The sequence below is a fragment of the Nocardioides sp. Leaf285 genome, assembly GCF_001422955.1.
Taxonomy (GTDB): Bacteria; Actinomycetota; Actinomycetes; order Propionibacteriales; family Nocardioidaceae; genus Nocardioides; species Nocardioides kribbensis.
This window is the reverse complement of sequence record NZ_LMNH01000001.1, coordinates 700,311-717,823: the sequence shown is the minus strand read 5'-3', so window position 1 is coordinate 717,823 and position 17,513 is coordinate 700,311. Positions and strand designations below refer to the sequence as shown.

General features: G+C 73.1%; 15 protein-coding genes and 1 tRNA gene. 2 read left to right on the top strand and 14 right to left on the bottom strand.

Annotated features, from left to right (window positions below):
* Positions 1 to 3: 3 nt before the first annotated feature.
* The 3 genes from ASF47_RS03355 to ASF47_RS03345 form a co-directional block, all read right to left on the bottom strand.
* A complete protein-coding gene (locus tag ASF47_RS03355; RefSeq protein WP_156697704.1) occupies positions 4 to 1,410 on the bottom strand; it encodes an ABC transporter permease subunit in 1,407 nt (468 codons plus the stop codon).
* Positions 1,411 to 1,614: 204 nt separating this feature from the next.
* Positions 1,615 to 2,238 (bottom strand): ANTAR domain-containing response regulator, encoded by a 624-nt coding sequence (locus ASF47_RS03350; RefSeq protein WP_056862534.1) that lies wholly within the window; start codon positions 2,236 to 2,238, stop codon positions 1,615 to 1,617.
* A gap of 127 nt (positions 2,239 to 2,365) precedes the next feature.
* Positions 2,366 to 2,557 carry a hypothetical protein gene (locus ASF47_RS03345; protein WP_156697703.1) on the bottom strand — a complete coding sequence of 64 codons (192 nt, stop codon included), beginning with the start codon at positions 2,555 to 2,557 and terminating at the stop codon, positions 2,366 to 2,368.
* An 81-nt stretch (positions 2,558 to 2,638) separates the two neighbouring features.
* On the opposite strand from ASF47_RS03345, the gene ASF47_RS03340 reads away from it, so the two are divergent.
* Together ASF47_RS03340 and ASF47_RS03335 are read left to right on the top strand one after the other, a co-directional pair.
* Positions 2,639 to 2,711, top strand: a tRNA-Leu gene (locus ASF47_RS03340).
* Positions 2,712 to 2,760: 49 nt separating this feature from the next.
* On the top strand, positions 2,761 to 3,522 hold the full coding sequence (locus tag ASF47_RS03335; protein ID WP_056862532.1) for a hypothetical protein: 762 nt from the start codon (positions 2,761 to 2,763) through the stop codon (positions 3,520 to 3,522).
* 31 nt (positions 3,523 to 3,553) lie between these two features.
* Here ASF47_RS03335 and pyk read toward each other — a convergent pair whose 3' ends face one another.
* The 11 genes from pyk to hisI all read right to left on the bottom strand — a co-directional run bounded on the left by pyk (position 3,554) and on the right by hisI (position 17,473).
* The gene (gene pyk / locus ASF47_RS03330) at positions 3,554 to 5,020 is read right to left on the bottom strand and encodes a pyruvate kinase (protein ID WP_056862531.1); all 1,467 of its coding nucleotides are present in this window, start codon (positions 5,018 to 5,020) and stop codon (positions 3,554 to 3,556) included.
* Between the two features lie 112 nt (positions 5,021 to 5,132).
* Entirely contained in the window at positions 5,133 to 6,596 is a 1,464-nt protein-coding gene (locus tag ASF47_RS03325; RefSeq protein ID WP_056862530.1) for a glutamate synthase subunit beta, read from the bottom strand.
* A complete protein-coding gene (gene gltB, locus ASF47_RS03320) occupies positions 6,589 to 11,133 on the bottom strand; it encodes a glutamate synthase large subunit (protein ID WP_056862529.1) in 4,545 nt (1,514 codons plus the stop codon). Before gltB ends, ASF47_RS03325 begins: the two co-directional genes overlap by 8 nt.
* 277 nt (positions 11,134 to 11,410) lie before the next feature.
* Entirely contained in the window at positions 11,411 to 12,421 is a 1,011-nt protein-coding gene (gene lgt, locus ASF47_RS03315) for a prolipoprotein diacylglyceryl transferase (RefSeq protein ID WP_235558603.1), read from the bottom strand.
* A complete protein-coding gene (gene trpA / locus ASF47_RS03310) occupies positions 12,411 to 13,265 on the bottom strand; it encodes a tryptophan synthase subunit alpha (RefSeq protein WP_056862945.1) in 855 nt (284 codons plus the stop codon). Before trpA ends, lgt begins: the two co-directional genes overlap by 11 nt.
* 77 nt (positions 13,266 to 13,342) lie before the next feature.
* Positions 13,343 to 14,665 carry a tryptophan synthase subunit beta gene (trpB, locus tag ASF47_RS03305; protein ID WP_082499940.1) on the bottom strand — a complete coding sequence of 441 codons (1,323 nt, stop codon included), beginning with the start codon at positions 14,663 to 14,665 and terminating at the stop codon, positions 13,343 to 13,345.
* A complete protein-coding gene (gene trpC, locus ASF47_RS03300; protein ID WP_056862528.1) occupies positions 14,662 to 15,444 on the bottom strand; it encodes an indole-3-glycerol phosphate synthase TrpC in 783 nt (260 codons plus the stop codon). The genes trpB and trpC overlap by 4 nt, the downstream gene beginning before the upstream one ends.
* A 188-nt stretch (positions 15,445 to 15,632) precedes the next feature.
* Positions 15,633 to 15,956: a DUF2752 domain-containing protein gene (locus ASF47_RS03295; RefSeq protein ID WP_200918926.1), complete on the bottom strand. Its 324-nt coding sequence runs from the start codon at positions 15,954 to 15,956 to the stop codon at positions 15,633 to 15,635.
* Between the two features lie 116 nt (positions 15,957 to 16,072).
* A complete protein-coding gene (locus ASF47_RS03290; RefSeq protein WP_056862526.1) occupies positions 16,073 to 16,273 on the bottom strand; it encodes an HGxxPAAW family protein in 201 nt (66 codons plus the stop codon).
* A gap of 179 nt (positions 16,274 to 16,452) precedes the next feature.
* Positions 16,453 to 17,118 (bottom strand): Trp biosynthesis-associated membrane protein, encoded by a 666-nt coding sequence (locus tag ASF47_RS03285; RefSeq protein WP_056862525.1) that lies wholly within the window; start codon positions 17,116 to 17,118, stop codon positions 16,453 to 16,455.
* Complete coding sequence (gene hisI / locus ASF47_RS03280; protein ID WP_056862944.1) at positions 17,111 to 17,473, bottom strand: phosphoribosyl-AMP cyclohydrolase; 363 nt, start codon at positions 17,471 to 17,473, stop codon at positions 17,111 to 17,113. Before hisI ends, ASF47_RS03285 begins: the two co-directional genes overlap by 8 nt.
* Positions 17,474 to 17,513: the final 40 nt, after the last annotated feature.

The following is a 17,513-nucleotide window of genomic DNA, read 5'->3' as shown; positions in this document are numbered from 1 at the left end:
TCCTTAACCGATCCGCTCGCGACGACCCAGGATGCCTTGGGGTCTGATCAGCAGGATGAGGATGAGCACGACGAGGGCGCCGACCTCCTTGATCGACGAGGGCACCCCGAAGAGGGGGCCGACCTCGACCATCAGGCCGATCACCATCGAGCCGAACAGCGCGCCCCAGATGGTGCCGAGGCCGCCCAGCGTGACCGCCGCGAAGACCAGCAGCAGCAGCTTGAAGCCCATCAGGAAGTTGACCTGGCTGTTGATGGCCAGCAGCACGCCCGACAGCCCGGACAGTGCGGTGCCGAGGATCCAGGCGTAGCTGATGACGCCGTCGACGCGCATGCCGGAGGAGGCGGCCAGGGCGGGGTTGTCGGAGACCGCGCGCATGGCCTTGCCGAGGCGGGTGCGCATGAGCGCCACGCAGACCGCGGCGATCGCCACGAGCGCGATCAGGATGATCGCGAGCTCCTTGTCGGCCAGCGCGATCGGCCCGTAGCTCTCGCGCGCCTGGCTGGTGTACTCCGAGAGCGACTTGGTCGAGCTGGAGAAGAAGTACTGGTAGAGGCTGCGCAGGAAGAGGCCGAACCCGATCGAGACGATCATCATCGCGATCAGCCCGGTGCCGCGGGCGCGCAGCGGTCTCCACAGCGCGCGGTCCTGGGCCCAGCCGAAGGCCGCGCAGACGACCACCGCCACGATGCCGGCCACGATGACGGGCAGGCCGAAGGTGCGGTTGGCGACGTAGGCCGAGATGCCGCCGAGGGTGATCAGCTCGCCGTGGGAGAAGTTCGTCAGGCCGGTGGCGCCGAAGATCAGCGACAGGCCGAGGGCCGCGAGGGCCACGATGAGGCCGAACTTCACCCCGGAGACCAGGGCCGCGGCCAGCTTGTCGGCGAAGGTCGCGGTGTCGGCCGCGACGACACCGATCGGGAAGGCGCCGAAGTTGTTGGGGCCGTCGAGACGCGCGACGACGGTCACCGAGGAGGGCGTGTCGGAGTCGAGCTCCACCCCCTCCGGCAGCGTCGCCTCGTCGAGGGTCACGGTGTAGGTGCCCTTCGACGGGACGGCGATGATGGCGCGTCCCTCGGCGTCGGTGACGCCCTCGCCGACCTCCTGGTCGGACTCGTCGGTGACGGTCAGGCCGACGTCGGGGATCGGCGTGCCGTTGCCCTCGGCGTCGAGGTCGGAGCTGTCGGTGAGGAGGACGTTGATGCCGGTCTCGTCAGGACCGATCGTCGGCTGCGGGGCGCCGGCGTCACCCGAGGGCGACGCCCCAGGAGAGGCCGAGGACTCCGCCGACGGACTGCTGGACGGGCTGGGGCTGGGGCTCGTCGTCCCGGCGTGGGCGGCCAGTGGCAGCAGGACCGCCACCAGCGAGGCCGCCACGAGCGCGAGGAGCGCCATCAATCGCGAAGCCACACACAACTCCTGTCGTTCCACGCACTTCCGGCGAGGGCTGCGAGGAGTGTAGGGGTCGGCGGGGGTCGCGCAAGGGCTCTGTGACGGACCGACACCAAACGGTGACAACCCTGATGCAGGCACCCGGGCACGCGGGCGCCCCCGACCCGGGCCCAGACGGGCGCGGGACGTCCGGGGACCGACGGGCGCCGCCCGGCGCCGCGGTCAGGAACCGGGGCCGGAGGCGATGCCGGGGCCGTGGGTGACGACCCCCTCGGCCACCTGGCGCATCGAGAGCCGCAGGTCCATCGCGGTCTTCTGGATCCAGCGGAAGGCCTCGGGCTCGGAGACCTTCAGCTGCTCCTGGAGGATGCCCTTGGCCCGGTCGACGGCCTTGCGGGTCTCGAGCCGCTCGGTGAGGTCGGCGACCTCGGTCTCCAGCTGCTGCACCTCGGCGAAGCGGCTGACCGCCATCTCGATGGCCGGCACCAGGTCGCTCTGGGTGAAGGGCTTCACCAGGTAGGCCATGGCACCGGCGTCGCGGGCCCGCTCGACCAGCTCGCGCTGGGAGAAGGCGGTGAGGATGACGACCGGCGCGAGCCGCTGACCGGCGATGGACTCGGCGGCGGCGATGCCGTCGAGCACCGGCATCTTCACGTCGAGGATGACCAGGTCGGGGCGCAGCTGCTCGGCCAGCTCGATGGCCTTGGCCCCGTCGCCGGCCTGCCCCACCACCGACCAGCCCTCCTCGGTGAGCATCTCGGCGAGGTCCATGCGGATGAGCACCTCGTCCTCGGCGATCACGACCGTCCGGGTGCTGGGCGCGGCGGGGGCGGGGGCGTCGGTCACGGCGACAGGCTATCGCCCGCCGCGCCGCGGCCGAGCGCGAGACCGCGAGGCGCCGACCGGCGGGGCCCGCACGTGTCCCACCCCGGTCGGAGCGTCAGGAGGGCGTCGGGAGGCGGCGCCCCGCTCGTCAGGCCGGGCGCTGCGCGCGCCGCGCCGTGCGGGGCGTGGCGAGGAAGAGCTCGACCTCGGCCCGCTCGAGGCGCCGACGGGCGGCGTCGGTGGCACCCTCGCGGGCGTTGCGCACCGCGCGCTCGTGGCTGGCGCGCGCCCACCGCCACGGCGCCCAGCGGCCGCCCCTGCCGATCACTGCCCTCGCCATGACTCAAACTGTAGTGATCTGGTCGACTTTTGTCGACTGTTGAGCCCGTAGCACCGTCGGGTAGCGTCTGCGCGCGTCGTGGCCCCGGTAGCCCAACGGCAGAGGCGATGGTCTCAAACACCATGCAGTGTGGGTTCGAATCCCACCCGGGGCACCCGTACGGCTCCCCCAGGAATGTCGGTGCGTGAGGGGACCCTGGGGCCATGCACCCCGACGAGCTGGTCGCCGCCGCCCGGCGGGAGCACGAGGGTGGCGCCAGCGACAGCGAGATCGGGCTCCGCCTCGGGGTGGCCCGCACGACCGTCCGCGACTGGCGGCTCGGGCGCTGGCGGGAGGATCGGCACCGCCGGCGCGACGTCGACTGCCCGACGTGTGGCGAGGCTCCGCTGGCGGCTGAGCCCTACGCCGTCCTCCTCGGCTACTACCTCGGCGACGGCTGCGTCTCGCAGCAGAGGCGCACCGTGTCGCTGCGGGTCGCGTGTGACGCCTCCCTGCCCGGCATCGTGGAGGACGTGGCCACGGTGGTCGCGCAGGTCCGCCCGCGGGCCCGGGTGTTCCGGGTGTCCGCTCCTGGCACGACGGTGGTCCACGTCAACTGGCGCCACTGGCCCTGCCTGTTCCCCCAGCACGGACCCGGCCGCAAGCACGAGCGCCCGATCGTGCTCGAGGCCTGGCAGCGCAAGGCGGTCGAGGCGCACCCCGCCGCCTTCCTGCGCGGGCTGTTCCACTCCGACGGCTCACGCAGCGCCAACTGGACGTCGCGGCGGCTGCGTGACGGCACGGTGCGCCGCTACGACTACCCCCGCTGGCAGTTCGTGAACGCCTCGGCCGACATCCGTGGCCTGTGCTGCTGGGCCCTCGACCTGGTGGAGGTGGCCTGGCGGCAGTCGGCGTACCGCACGATCAGCGTCTCCACGCGCGCCGGCGTGGCCCGCCTCGACGCGCTGGTGGGGCTCAAGGGCTGATCCTCTGCCCGAGAGGTCCGCAGGACCCGCCTCAGGCCTCCGGGCGACGGTAGGCGGGGGCGACCTCGTTGATCGCATCGCCCATCCGGTGGATGCGCAGCGCGTTGGTCGACCCCGGGATGCCGGGGGGCGCACCGGCGATGATCACCACCAGGTCGCCCTCCTGCACACGGCCGATGCGCAGCAGCTGCTCGTCGACCTGGCGCACCATCTCGTCGGTGTGCTCGACGGGCGCGGTCTTGAAGGTCTCCACACCCCAGCTCAGCGAGAGCTGCGAGCGCACGACCGCCTCGGGGGTGAAGGCCAGGATCGGGATCGGGCCGCGCAGCCGCGACATCCGCCGGGCGGAGTCACCGGACTGGGTGAAGGCCACGACGTACTTGGCGCCCACGCGCTCGGCGACCTCGGCGGCCGCCTTGGCGATCACGCCGCCGTTGGTGTGGGGGTCCCAGTCGATCTCTCGGACCCCGGCGACGGCGCCGGCCGAGAGGGCCTGGCGCTCGGTGGAGGAGATGATGCGGCCCATCGTCTCGACGGTGACGACGGGGTACTCCCCCACCCCGGTCTCCCCCGACAGCATGACGGCGTCGGAGCCGTCGAGCACCGCGTTGGCGACGTCGGAGGCCTCGGCCCGCGTGGGCGAGGGGCTGGAGATCATCGACTCGAGCATCTGGGTCGCCACGATGACCGGCTTCGCGTTGAGCCGGGCCTTCTGGATGATCTGCTTCTGCAGGAACGGCACGTCCTCGAGCGGGCACTCCACGGCCAGGTCGCCGCGGGCGACCATGATGCCGTCGAAGGCCGCGACGACCTCGTCGAGGTTCTCGATGGCCTGCGGCTTCTCGATCTTGGCGATGACGGGCACCATGACGCCCTCCTCGCGCATGATGGCCCGCACGTCCTCGGCGTCCTGGGCGTCGCGCACGAAGGACAGCGCGATGAAGTCGACCGAGAGCGACAGCGCGAAGCGCAGGTCCTCGACGTCCTTCTCCGACAGCGCCGGCACCGAGACCGCGACGCCGGGCAGGTTGATGCCCTTGTTGTCGGAGACCTTGCCGCCGACCAGCACCTCCGTCGTCACGTCGGTGTCGTCGACGCCGGTGACCCGCAGCCGGATCTTGCCGTCGTCGATGAGAATCGGGTCGCCCACGCCGACGTCGCCCGGCAGGCCCTTGTAGGTCGTGCCGCAGCTCTCGATGTCGCCGGGCACGTCGCGGGTCGTGATCGTCCAGACCTGTCCGCGTCGCAGCACGACCGGCCCGTCGGCGAAGCGCTCCAGGCGGATCTTGGGGCCCTGCAGGTCGGCGAAGATGCCGACCCCGTGGCCACTGGCGTCGGAGGCCTCGCGGACCAGCCGGTAGCTCTCCGCGTGGTCGGCGTGGCTGCCGTGGCTCATGTTCAGCCGGGCGACGTCCATGCCGGCGTACACCAGCTCACGGATGCGCCTCGGCGACGAGGTCGCGGGACCCAGGGTGCAGACGATCTTGGCTCTACGCACGTCCCTCACCCTAGCGCTGTCTTGGAACGTTCCAACACCCTTCACGGACAAAACCGGCGGGAGTCCCTCGCTCGAGGGGCTCCCGCCGGCGTGTCGCGCGCAGCGGCGGCGGTCAGACCGTCAGTGGCCGGTCGGTGGGCTTCACCGGGGCCGGCAGCGTGGTCGAGCCGGTCAGGAACTCGTCGACCTTCGAGGCGGCCGCGCGGCCCTCCGCGATGGCCCACACGATGAGCGACTGGCCGCGACCGGCGTCGCCGGCCACGAAGACCCCCGGCACCGAGGACATGTACGACGCGTCGCGCGCGACGTTGCCGCGCTGGTCGAGGTCGACGCCCAGCTGCTCGACGAGGCCGGCGGTTTCCGGGCCGGTGAAGCCCATCGCGAAGAGCACCAGGTCGGCCGGGATCTCGCGCTCGGTGCCCTCGATCTCGGTGAGCTTGCCGCCCTCGAAGACGACGTCGACCAGCACCAGGCCGGTGACGCGCCCCTCGGTGCCGACGAAGCGCTTCGTGGAGACCGAGTAGACCCGCTCGCCGGCCTCCTCGTGGGCCGAGGACACCTTGAACGTCATCGGGTAGGTCGGCCACGGCTGGCCGCTCGGCCGTGCCCCCGGGGGCTCCGGCATGATCTCCAGCTGCGTGATCGAGGCCGCGCCGTGACGCGTCGAGGTGCCGAGGCAGTCGGCGCCGGTGTCGCCGCCGCCGATGATGACGACGTGCTTGTCGGTCGCGGTGACCTGGCCCTCGACCTCCTCCCCCAGCGCGGCACGGTTGGCCTGGGGCAGGAAGTCCATGGCCTGGTGGATGCCGTCGAGATCGCGGCCCGGCACGTCGAGCTCGCGCGCGGTGGTCGAGCCCATCGCGAGCACGACCGCGTCGTAGCGGTCCTTGAGCTTCTCGCCGGTGAGCTCGCCGCCCACGTCGACCCCGGGCCGGAAGACGGTGCCCTCGCGCCGCATCTGGTCGAGGCGACGGTCGAGGTGCTTCTTCTCCATCTTGAACTCGGGGATGCCGTAGCGCAGCAGCCCGCCGATCTTGTCGGCGCGCTCGTAGACCGCGACCGTGTGGCCGGCCCGGGTGAGCTGCTGGGCGGCGGCCAGGCCTGCGGGGCCCGAGCCGACGACCGCGACCGTGCGGCCCGAGAGCCACTCCGGGGGCTGGGGCCGCACGAAGCCCGACTCCCAGGCCTTGTCGATGATCGAGACCTCGACGTTCTTGATCGTCACGGGGTCCTGGTTGATGCCCAGCACGCAGGCGGTCTCGCAGGGAGCCGGGCAGAGGCGACCAGTGAACTCCGGGAAGTTGTTGGTCGCGTGGAGACGCTCGATGGCGCCCTCCCAGTCGTCGCGCCAGACCAGGTCGTTCCACTCCGGGATGATGTTGCCCAGCGGGCAGCCCTGGTGGCAGAACGGGATGCCGCAGTCCATGCAGCGTCCGGCCTGGGGCGTGATAATCGGCAGCAGCGCACGGCCGATCCCGTCGGGGTAGACCTCGTTCCAGTCGTGCACACGCTCCTCGACAGGGCGTCGCTCCGCGACCTTGCGCCCCTCCTTGAGGAATCCCTTCGGGTCAGCCATGGAGGGCCTCCATCATCGCGTTGGCGGTGTCGTTCTCGTCGAGCCCGTCGGCCTCGGCCTTCGCCTTGGCCTCCAGGACGATCCGGTAGTCGCGCGGCATGACCTCGGTGAAGCGGGTCAGGGAGGTCTCCCAGTCGGCGAGCAGCTCCTCGGCCACCTCCGACCCGGTCTCCTCGTGGTGGGCGCGGACCATCTCGTGCAGCTCCGCGGCCGCCTCGTCGGTCACCGGGCCGAGCTCCACGAGCTCCTTGTTGACCCGGAAGTCCTTGAGGTCGAGCACCCAGGCCACGCCGCCGGACATGCCGGCGGCGAAGTTGCGCCCGGTCTTGCCCAGCACGGCCACGCGCCCTCCGGTCATGTACTCGCAGGCGTGGTCGCCCACGCCCTCGGTGACCAGCCAGGCCCCCGAGTTGCGCACGGCGAAGCGCTCGCCGACGCCGCCGCGGATGTAGACCTGGCCCGAGGTGGCGCCGTAGGCGATCGTGTTGCCGGCGATGATCTGCTCCTGCGAGCGGAAGGTCGCCGCGCGGTCGGGCCGCACCACGATCCGCCCGCCGGAGAGGCCCTTGCCGACGTAGTCGTTGGCGTCGCCCTCCAGCCGCAGCGTGACCCCGCGGGGCAGGAACGCGCCGAAGGACTGGCCGGCCGACCCCAGGAAGGTCAGGTCGATCGTGCCGTCGGGCAGCCCCTCGCCACCGTGGCGCTTGGTGACCTCGTGGCCCAGGATCGTGCCGACGGTGCGGTTGACGTTGCGGATCGTGACCTGGGCGCGCACGGGCTCGCCGCGCTCCAGCGCCGGCTCGGCCAGCGGCAGCAGCTCGATGACGTCGAGCGCCTTGTCGAGGCCGTGGTCCTGACCGGTGGTGTTGCGCAGCGCGGCGCCCTCGGGCAGCTCGGGCACGTGGAGGATCGGCGCCAGGTCGAGACCCGAGGCCTTCCAGTGCTCCACCGCCTGCTCGACGTCGAGCGTGGCGACCTGGCCGATGGCCTCGTCGAGCGAGCGGAAGCCCAGCTCGGCGAGGATCTCGCGCACCTCCTCGGCGATGTACTCGAAGAAGGTCACCACGAACTCCGGCTTGCCCGAGAAGCGCTCGCGCAGCACGGGGTTCTGCGTCGCGACGCCGACCGGGCAGGTGTCGAGGTGGCAGACCCGCATCATGATGCAGCCCGAGACCACCAGCGGCGCGGTGGCGAAGCCGTACTCCTCGGCGCCCAGCAGGGCGGCGATGACCACGTCGCGACCGGTCTTGAGCTGCCCGTCGGTCTGCACGACGATCCGGTCGCGCAGACCGTTGAGCAGCAGGGTCTGCTGGGTCTCGGCCAGGCCGAGCTCCCAGGGACCGCCGGCGTGCTTGAGCGAGGTCAGCGGCGAGGCGCCGGTGCCGCCGTCGTGGCCGGAGATGAGCACCACGTCGGCGTGCGCCTTCGACACACCCGTCGCGACCGTGCCGACGCCGACCTCGGAGACCAGCTTCACGTGCACCCGCGCCTGCGGGTTGGCGTTCTTCAGGTCGTGGATCAGCTGGGCGAGGTCCTCGATGGAGTAGATGTCGTGGTGCGGCGGCGGGCTGATGAGGCCCACGCCCGGCGTGGAGTAGCGGGTCTTGGCCACCCACGGGTAGACCTTGTGGCCGGGCAGCTGCCCGCCCTCGCCGGGCTTCGCGCCCTGCGCCATCTTGATCTGGATGTCGTCGGCGTTGGTGAGGTACTCCGAGGTCACCCCGAAGCGGCCGCTGGCGACCTGCTTGATCGAGCTGCGGCGCTCGGGGTCGTAGAGGCGCTCGGGGTCCTCGCCGCCCTCGCCGGTGTTGGACTTGCCGCCGAGGCGGTTCATCGCGATGGCGAGGGTCTCGTGGGCCTCCCCGCTGATCGAGCCGTAGGACATCGCGCCGGTGGAGAAGCGCTTGACGATCTCCGAGACCGGCTCGACCTCCTCGATCGGCACCGGGGTGCGTCCGGTGGCCCCGCCGTCCTTGAAGCGGAACAGCCCGCGCAGCGTCATCAGGCGCTCGGCCTGCTCGTCGACGCGCTGGGTGTACTGCTTGAAGACGTCGTAGCGACCGGCCCGCGTGGAGTGCTGGAGGCGGAAGACCGTCTCGGGGTCGAACAGGTGCGGCTCGCCGTCGCGGCGCCACTGGTACTCCCCACCGGTCTCCAGCTCGCGGTGGGCCTGGAGGATGCCGCCGCGCGGGTACGCCGTGGCGTGCCGGCGCGCGACCTCCTCGGCGATGGTGTCCAGCTCGATGCCGCCGAGCTTGGAGGTCGTGCCGGTGAAGTACTTGTCGACCACGGCCTGCGAGAGCCCGACGGCCTCGAAGATCTGCGCGCCGGTGTAGGAGGCGACGGTGGAGACGCCCATCTTCGACATCACCTTGAGCACGCCCTTGCCGAGGGCCTTGACCAGGTTGGCCATGGCCTTCTCGGGGTCGGCGGTGACGTAGTAGCCCTCGCGGGCGAGGTCCTCGACCGACTCCATGGCCAGGTAGGGGTTGACCGCGGCCGCGCCGTAGCCGACCAGGAGCGCCACGTGGTGGACCTCGCGGACGTCGCCGGCCTCGACGAGCAGGCCGACCTGGGTGCGGGTCTTCTCGCGCACCAGGTGGTGGTGGACCGCGCCGGTGAGCAGCAGCGACGGGATCGGCGCGAGCTCGGCGGTGGAGTGGCGGTCGGAGAGCACGATGATGCGGGCGCCGTCGGCGATCGCGGTGCTGACCTCCTGGCAGATCTCCTCGATCCGCGCGGCCATCGCGGCGCCGCCGCCCTCGACCTCGTAGAGGCCGCGGGAGACGTGGGTGATGAAGCCCGGCATGTCGCCGTCACGGTTGATGTGGCGGATCTTGGCCAGGTCGTCGTTGGAGATGACCGGGAAGGGCAGCACGACCTGCCGGCAGGAGGCCGGCGTGGGGTCGAGGAGGTTCGACTCCGGGCCGATGGTGCCGTTGAGGGAGGTGACGAGCTCCTCGCGGATCGCGTCGAGCGGCGGGTTGGTGACCTGCGCGAAGAGCTGCGCGAAGTAGTCGAAGAGCAGCCGCGGCTTCTCGCTCAGCGCCGCGATGGGGGTGTCGGTGCCCATGGAGCCGATCGGCTCGGCGCCGGTGTTGGCCATCGGCGTCAGCAGCACGCGCAGCTGCTCCTCGGTGTAGCCGAAGACCTGCTGGCGACGCGTCACCGAGGCGTGGGTGTGCACGACGTGCTCGCGCTCGGGGATGTCGTCGAGGTGGATGAGGCCGGCGTGGAGCCACTCGTCGTAGGGGTGCTCGGCGGCGAGCTCGGCCTTGATCTCCTCGTCCTCGATGATGCGGTGCTCGTCGGTGTCGACGAGGAACATCCGGCCCGGCTGGAGCCGGCCCTTGCGCACGATCGAGGCGGGGTCGAGGTCGAGCACGCCGACCTCGGAGGCCAGGACGACCAGGCCGTCGTCGGTGACCCAGTAGCGCGAGGGGCGCAGGCCGTTGCGGTCGAGCACCGCGCCGATCTGCGAGCCGTCGGTGAAGACGACGCAGGCGGGCCCGTCCCACGGCTCCATCATGTTGGAGTGGAAGGAGTAGAAGGCGCGGCGCGCCTCGTCCATCTCGGTGTGGTTCTCCCACGCCTCCGGGATCATCATCAGCACCGAGTGGGGCAGCGAACGGCCGCCCATGTGCAGCAGCTCGAGCACCTCGTCGAACGACGCGGAGTCGGAGGCGCCCGGCGTGCAGATCGGGTAGAGCCGCTCGAGGTCGCCCGGGATGAGGTCGGAGGACAGCAGGGCCTCGCGCGCGCGCATCCAGTTGCGGTTGCCCATCACGGTGTTGATCTCGCCGTTGTGGGCGATGAACCGGAACGGGTGCGACAGCGGCCAGCTCGGGAAGGTGTTGGTGGAGAAGCGCGAGTGCACCACGGCCATCGCCGAGGCGACGCGCTCGTCCTTGAGGTCGGGGTAGACCTCGTCGAGCTGCGCCGGGGTGAGCATGCCCTTGTAGGCCAGCGTGCGCGAGGACAGCGACGGGAAGTAGACGTCGGTCTCGTGCTCGGCGCGCTTGCGCAGCACGAAGGCGAGGCGCTCCAGGCCCATGCCGGTCACGCGGGCGCCGGCACCGGCCACGAAGAGCTGCGCGAAGGTCGGCATGACCCCGCGGGCGGTGGAGCCCAGCGAGGTGGGGTCGACCGGCACGTCGCGCCAGCCGAGGACGTCGAGGCCCTCCTCGGCGGCGATGGCCTCGATCGCGGCGCGGGTGGCCGCGACCTGGTCGCCGTCACCCTGCAGGAAGGCCGTGCCGACGGCGTAGGCGTGCTGCGGCGGCAGCTCGAAGTCGACCACCTCGCGCAGGAACGCGTCGGGCACCTGGATCAGGATGCCCGCACCGTCGCCGGAGTTCGGCTCGGCACCGGCGGCACCACGGTGGTCGAGGTTCAGCAGGGCGATGATGCCCTTGCGGACGATGTCATGGCTGGCGACGCCGGTCAGGGTTGCCACGAAAGCCACACCGCACGCGTCGTGCTCGTGCGCGGGGTCGTAGAGCCCTTGGGGCGGCGGGAATGCGTGCTGGTAGGGCACCGGTCGTTCTCCCGTCGTCGTCTGAGCCGGACTCCTCGACGCACACCGGGCCGGGAAGGTCCGAGGTGGTGGGGCTGAGGAGGCGGCCGGGGGTGGGGCAGGGGGTGGAGCGGGTGTCGAGCGAGGGTCGTGCCGGACGCGGCCGGCACGGTGATCCTACGAGGCTCCAGGGACCGCGGTGGAGGGGACGACGCTGGCCCTCGCGGCAGGCTCAGGTTACCACTGCGTTTCGCGGCACCCGGCCGGCAGCGCTGCGGCGTACGTCAGGTGAGACGGGTCAGCGGGCGCCCGGCGGGTCGTCGACCCGGGTGCCGGGGGCCTCCCCCGCCGGGCCGGCGGGGCCGGAGGGGGCGGACCTGCCGGTGCCGGTGCCGGTGTCGGTGCCGGTGCCGGTGCCGGTGGCGGCGTCCGGACCGCGGCCGTCGAGGTAGACCTCCTCCTCGCGTCCCGGGTGACGCCGGGCGCTGAGCACGAAGTAGGCCAGCGCGAGGACGAAGAGCACGATCGAGACCCAGACGTTGAAGCGCAGGCCGCCCACGTCGGAGAGCTCGACGTCGTCGATGCGCAGCATCTCGATCCAGCCGCGCCCGGCGGTGTAGGCCATGACGTAGAGGGCGACCACCCGGCCGTGGCCGAGCCGGAAGCGGCGGTCGGCCCAGATGACGAGCGCGAAGGCCAGCAGGTTCCAGACGAACTCGTAGAGGAACGTGGGGTGGAAGGTCGTGCCCGGCGCGTAGCCCGCGGCGGCAGCCACGTCGTCGCTGACGCGCAGCGCCCAGGGCAGGTCGGTCGGTCCGCCGAAGAGCTCCTGGTTGAACCAGTTGCCCCAGCGGCCGAGGGCCTGGGCCACCAGCACCCCGGGCGCCATGGCGTCGAGCACGGGGAGCAGCCTGATGCCGGCGACGCGGGCGCCGATCAGCACGCCGACCGCGCCCAGGGCGACCGCGCCCCACACGCCCAGGCCGCCGTTCCAGATGTAGAGCGCGGCCCACGGGTCGCGGCCCTCGCCGAAGTAGAGCCCGCTGTCGGTGGCGACGTGGTAGAGCCGGCCGCCGACGAGGCCGAAGGGCACCGCCCAGATCGCGAGGTCCTGGATCTCGCCGGCTCGCCCGCCGCGGGCCACCCAGCGGCGCTCGCCGATCCAGATCGCGGCGACGATGCCGAGGATGATCGACAGGGCGTAGCCCCGGATCGGCACGGGGCCGAGGTCCCAGGTGCCGTCGGCCGGGCTCGGGATCGACCACGGCACGCCGGTGGCCGCGAGCTGCGGCAGGAGGTCAGCGACCACGACGCACTCCCCCGGCCAGGTCCTCGGTGAGGGCGGCCAGCGCCCGCAGGCCGGCCGCGCGGTCGTCGGGGTGGTCGAGCAGCGTGCGCACGAACGCCGAGCCGACGATGACGCCGTCGGCGTAGGAGGCGACCTCCGCGGCCTGGTCGCCGCTGCCGACGCCGAGGCCGACGCCGACCGGGAGGCCCTGGGGGGCCAGGGAGCGCGCGCGCGACACAAGGGGGCCGGCCAGGTCGCTCGTGGTGGTGCGGGCCCCGGTCACGCCCATGACGGCGGTGGCGTAGACGAAGCCGCGGCACGCCGCGGTGGTCATCGCGATGCGCTCGTCGGTCGACGACGGCGCCACGAGGAAGACCTTGTCGAGACCGTGCTGGTCGGCGGCGGCGATCCACTCCGGGGCGAAGTCGGGGGTGAGGTCGGGGGTGATCAGCCCGGCCCCGCCGGCCGAGGCGAGGTCGGCGGCGAAGCGCGGCACGCCGTAGCGCTCGACGGGGTTCCAGTACGTCATCACCACGGTCGGCACGCCGGTGGCGGCGACGGCCTCGACCGTGCGCAGGACGTCGCTGGTGCGGTAGCCGCGCTCGAGGGCCTGCTGGGCGGCGGCCTGGATGGTGGGGCCGTCCATGACCGGGTCGGTGTAGGGCGCGCCGACCTCGATGACGTCGCAGCCGGAGTCGACCATGACCCGCAGGGCCTCGATCCCGCCGGCCACGTCGGGGAACCCGGCGGGCAGGTAGCCCACGAGGGCGGCGCGCCCCTCGGCGCGGGCCGCGGCGAAGGCGGAGCCGGCCGTGGTGCCGGCCGGAGCGCCCGACCCGGTGACCGCGGCCGCGGCGTCCGCCACGCGGGCCGTGGTGGGGGGTGCGTCGACCCGGGGGCTGGAGCCGGCTCCCGGGGTCGCGGCGGAGGGGCCGGGCGTGCTCACTTCTGCTCCCCCTCGCCGCTGCCGTGGCCCTCGGCGTGGGCCGCCGAGCCGCCGACGGGGTGGGCCGCGACCTGCTCGGGGTCCCCGAGGCCGAAGTACTCGATCGCGGTGCCCATGTCCTTGTCGCCGCGCCCCGAGAGGTTGATCAGCACGGTGGCCTCGGGTCCCTTCTCGGCCGCCAGCCGCTCGGCGACGCGGATCGCGCCCGCCACGGCGTGGGCGGTCTCGATGGCGGGGATGATGCCCTCGGTGCGGCTGAGGAGGGCCATGGCCTGCATCGCCTCGTCGTCGGTGACCGGGAGGTAGGTCGCGCGTCCCGTCGCCGAGAGGTGGGCGTGCTGGGGGCCCACGCCGGGGTAGTCCAGGCCGGCGGAGATGGAGTGCGACTCGACGGTCTGGCCGTCGTCGTCCTGGAGCACGTAGGTGCGCGCGCCGTGGAGGACGCCGCGGGCGCCGGCGTGGATGGTCGCGGCGTGGCGGGGGGTGTCGACGCCCTCGCCGCCGGGCTCGAAGCCGTAGATGGCGACGTCGTCGTCGTCGAGGAAGGCGGTGAAGAGCCCGATCGCGTTGGAGCCGCCGCCCACGCAGGCCGCGATGGCGTCGGGCAGGACGCCGTACTGCTCCAGGCACTGGGCACGGGCCTCGTCGCCGATGCCGCGGGTGAAGTCGCGCACCATGCTGGGGAACGGGTGCGGCCCCGCGGCGGTGCCGAAGAGGTAGGCGGTGTGGTCGACGCTGGCGACCCAGTCGCGCAGGGCCTCGTTGATGGCGTCCTTCAGCGTCGCGCTGCCCGACTCCACGGGCACGACCTTGGCGCCGAGCAGGTGCATCCGCGCGACGTTGAGCGCCTGGCGGCGGGTGTCGACGGCGCCCATGTAGACGGTGCAGTCCAGGCCGAAGTACGCCGCGGCGGTCGCGCTGGCCACGCCGTGCTGGCCGGCGCCGGTCTCGGCGATGACGCGGGTCTTGCCCATCCGCTTGGTGAGCAGGGCCTGGCCCAGCACGTTGCGGATCTTGTGGGCGCCGGTGTGGTTGAGGTCCTCGCGCTTGAGCAGGATCCGGGCGCCGACCTTCTCGCTGAGGCGCTCGGCGAAGTAGAGCGGGCTGGGCAGGCCGGCGTAGTCGCGCAGGATCGCGTCGAACTCCCCCACGAAGGTGGGGTCGGCCATCGCCTCGTGCCAGGCGACGGTGAGCTCGTCGAGGGCCGCGACGAGCGCCTCGGGCATGAAGCGACCACCGAAGCCGCCGTCGGCGGGGTCGCCGAACCAGCCGCGCTCGTCGGCGTCGTGGGACGTGGGCCGGTGCACCTGCGTGGTCATGCCATCACTCCTGTCAGGCGGTGGACGGCGGCCTCGGGGTCGCCGTCCTTGACGAGGGCCTCGCCGACGAGGACCGCACGGGCCCCCTCGCCGACGAAGCGGCGGACGTCCTCGACGCCGAAGATGCCCGACTCGGCCACGAGGACCCGGTCGTCGGGCACCAGCGGCGCGAGGCGCCCGAAGGTGTCGCTGTCGATCTGGAGGGTCTTGAGGTTGCGGGCGTTGACGCCCACGAGCTCGGCGCCCAGCTCCACGGCCCGCTCGGTCTCGGCCTCGTCGTGGACCTCCACCAGCACGGTGAGGCCCAGCTCGCGCGCCTCGTCGTGCAGACGGTGCAGCGTGTCGTGGTCGAGGGCGGCGACGATGAGCAGCGCCAGGTCGGCGCCGGCCGCACGGGCCTCGACGAGCTGGTAGGTCGTGACGATGAAGTCCTTGCGCAGCAGCGGGGTCCCGACCGCCGCGCGCACCGCCCGCAGGTCGGCGAGGCTGCCGCCGAAGCGCCGCTCCTCGGTGAGCACGCTGATCGCGGCCGCTCCCCCGGCGGCATAGTGGCGCGCCAGCACGGTGGGGTCGGGGATGTCGGCGAGCGCCCCCTTGCTGGGGCTGCGGCGCTTGACCTCGGCGATCACGCTCGAGCCGGCGGCGCGGAAGTGCGGCATCGGGTCGCGCGGCGCGTCGACGTCGGCCAGGGCGGCGCGCAGGTCGGCCAGGGGCGTGGCGGCCTCGCGGACGGCGAGGTCGGCGCGCACGCCGTCGACGATGTCGTCGAGCACGGACATGAGCGGTCCTTCGTCGGTCTGGGTCGGCACCCCGAGTCTGTCACGGGGCGCCGCGTCGGGTGTCGTCGGGCGGCGTCGGGCGGCGCCGCCGGTGGTGGCCGGTCGTGGCGGATCGTGGCGGGTCGTGGCCGGTCGTGGTGCCCGTGCGGCGGTGGGTGCTCCGCCTGGCGGGGCGGGAGCAGGCGGGCTCAGGGCGCCAGCCACGCCCCGGGCAGGTTGCGCAGCACGGTGAAGGCGGCGACCAGCGCGAGGAGTGCGCCGACCGACCAGCCCGGCACCGTCGCCGCGCCCCGCAGCGGGCGCGCCTGCCATCGGCGTACGGTCCACACGGCCAGGAGCGCGAGCAATGCCGGGGCGAGCAGCACGAGGAGCAGGTTGCTCGACGCGGCGGCCGCGAGGTCGCCGTGGGTCAGGTCGTTGACCGCGCGCAGCCCCCCGCACCCGGGGCACCAGATCCCCAGCAGCGACGAGGGGCACAGCCCCCAACTGCCGGCGCGGTGCGGGTCGCGCACGTGCAGCGCGGCGACCGCCAGGGCCAGTCCGGCGGCGGTCCCGAGGGGGGCCGCGAGCCGGGCGGCACGCTCGCGACCGGGCCGCGGGCGCGGTCCGGTCGGGGCGGCGGCCTCGGTCAGTGCGATGACTCGTGCAGACCCATCTTGGCCATGACGAGGAAGACGACGCCCGCGGCCAGGATGATGGCCAGGCCGACGTAGAAGATCGTCATGCTGACCGGGTCGAGCATGAGCCCGATCCCGCCGACGACGAAGCCGAGGAGACCCACCACGACCGCGCTCCAGGCTGCGGGGGTGTTGCCGTGGTTGTTGGACATGCGGGTGCTCCTCGGGGTGCGGCGGGTGCGGTCGGATCTCGTCGCAGGACGTCGGGCCCAGTGTAGGGGCGGGTCCCCGACCGGCGTCGGGGGCCTCGCCGCGCCACCGCGCCCGGCGAGGCCGGCATCACGCCGGGGAGCCGTGGCGCCGGGTCGGGCCGCCGGGTCGGGCCGTCGGGTCAGGCCGTCGGGTCGCGTCCCTCGTCGATGGCCTTCCAGAGGTCGAGGTTGCTGGCGTCCTCGGTGGAGACCCGGGTCGGGGCGGCGCCGCCCTGGGGGGTGTCGTAGCGCGTGCCCATCTCCGGCCACTCCCGCACCAGGCGTACGGCGGGCAGCGCGACGCCGGCCGCGGCGAGGCAGGCCAGGACGCCGACGTAGGACCACCACGTGTGCTCGGTGCCCCCGCCGGCCGGACCGAGCGCGTCGGCCACCGCGTCGTCGAGGGTCAGCCAGGCGGAGACCGCCGCCACGAGCGCACCGAGCGAGGCGAGCGCCCCCAGCACCGCGACGACGCGCCGGGCGCGCCCGCGGGCGACGAGCACGACGCCCCAGCAGGCCAGCAGCACCAGCGCCAGCGAGGTCACCACCGGCGACTCCCCCGGGTCGGTGCCGGTGACGGCGTAGCCGATCGCCGCGTCGGACCCGCTCCCGCCCTCGGGCTGCACCCACGGCCGGGCTCCCGCCACGGCCGCGAGTCCGGCCGAGGCGAGGCCGGCCAGGACCACGGGGGCGAAGAGGCGTCGACCCCGGGTGCGCTGCGGCGTGCTCGCGGCGCTCCGGCCGGCGTCCCCGTCGGGGCCAGCGCCGGTGGGCCCGCCGGTGGGCCCACCGGTGGACTCAGCCACGGGGCTCACCCACGACGGCGGGCAGCAGGTCGGCGTCGAAGCAGGTGCGGTCGCCGGTGTGGCAGGCGGCACCGACCTGGTCGACCTTGAGCAGGAGGGTGTCGCCGTCGCAGTCGAGGCGCACCTCGCGCACCCACTGCAGGTGCCCGGAGGTGTCGCCCTTGACCCAGTACTCCTGCCGGGAGCGCGACCAGTAGGTCGCCCGGCCGGTGCTCAGCGTGCGCGCCAGGGCCTCGTCGTCCATCCAGCCCAGCATCAGCACCTCGCCGGTGTCGTGCTGCTGCACCACCGCCGGCACCAGTCCGTCGGGGGTGCGCTTGAGGCGGGCGGCGACGGCGGGATCGAGGGTGCTCACCACCCCAGTATCGCCCGGCGGCGGGCGCCGGACCGCATCG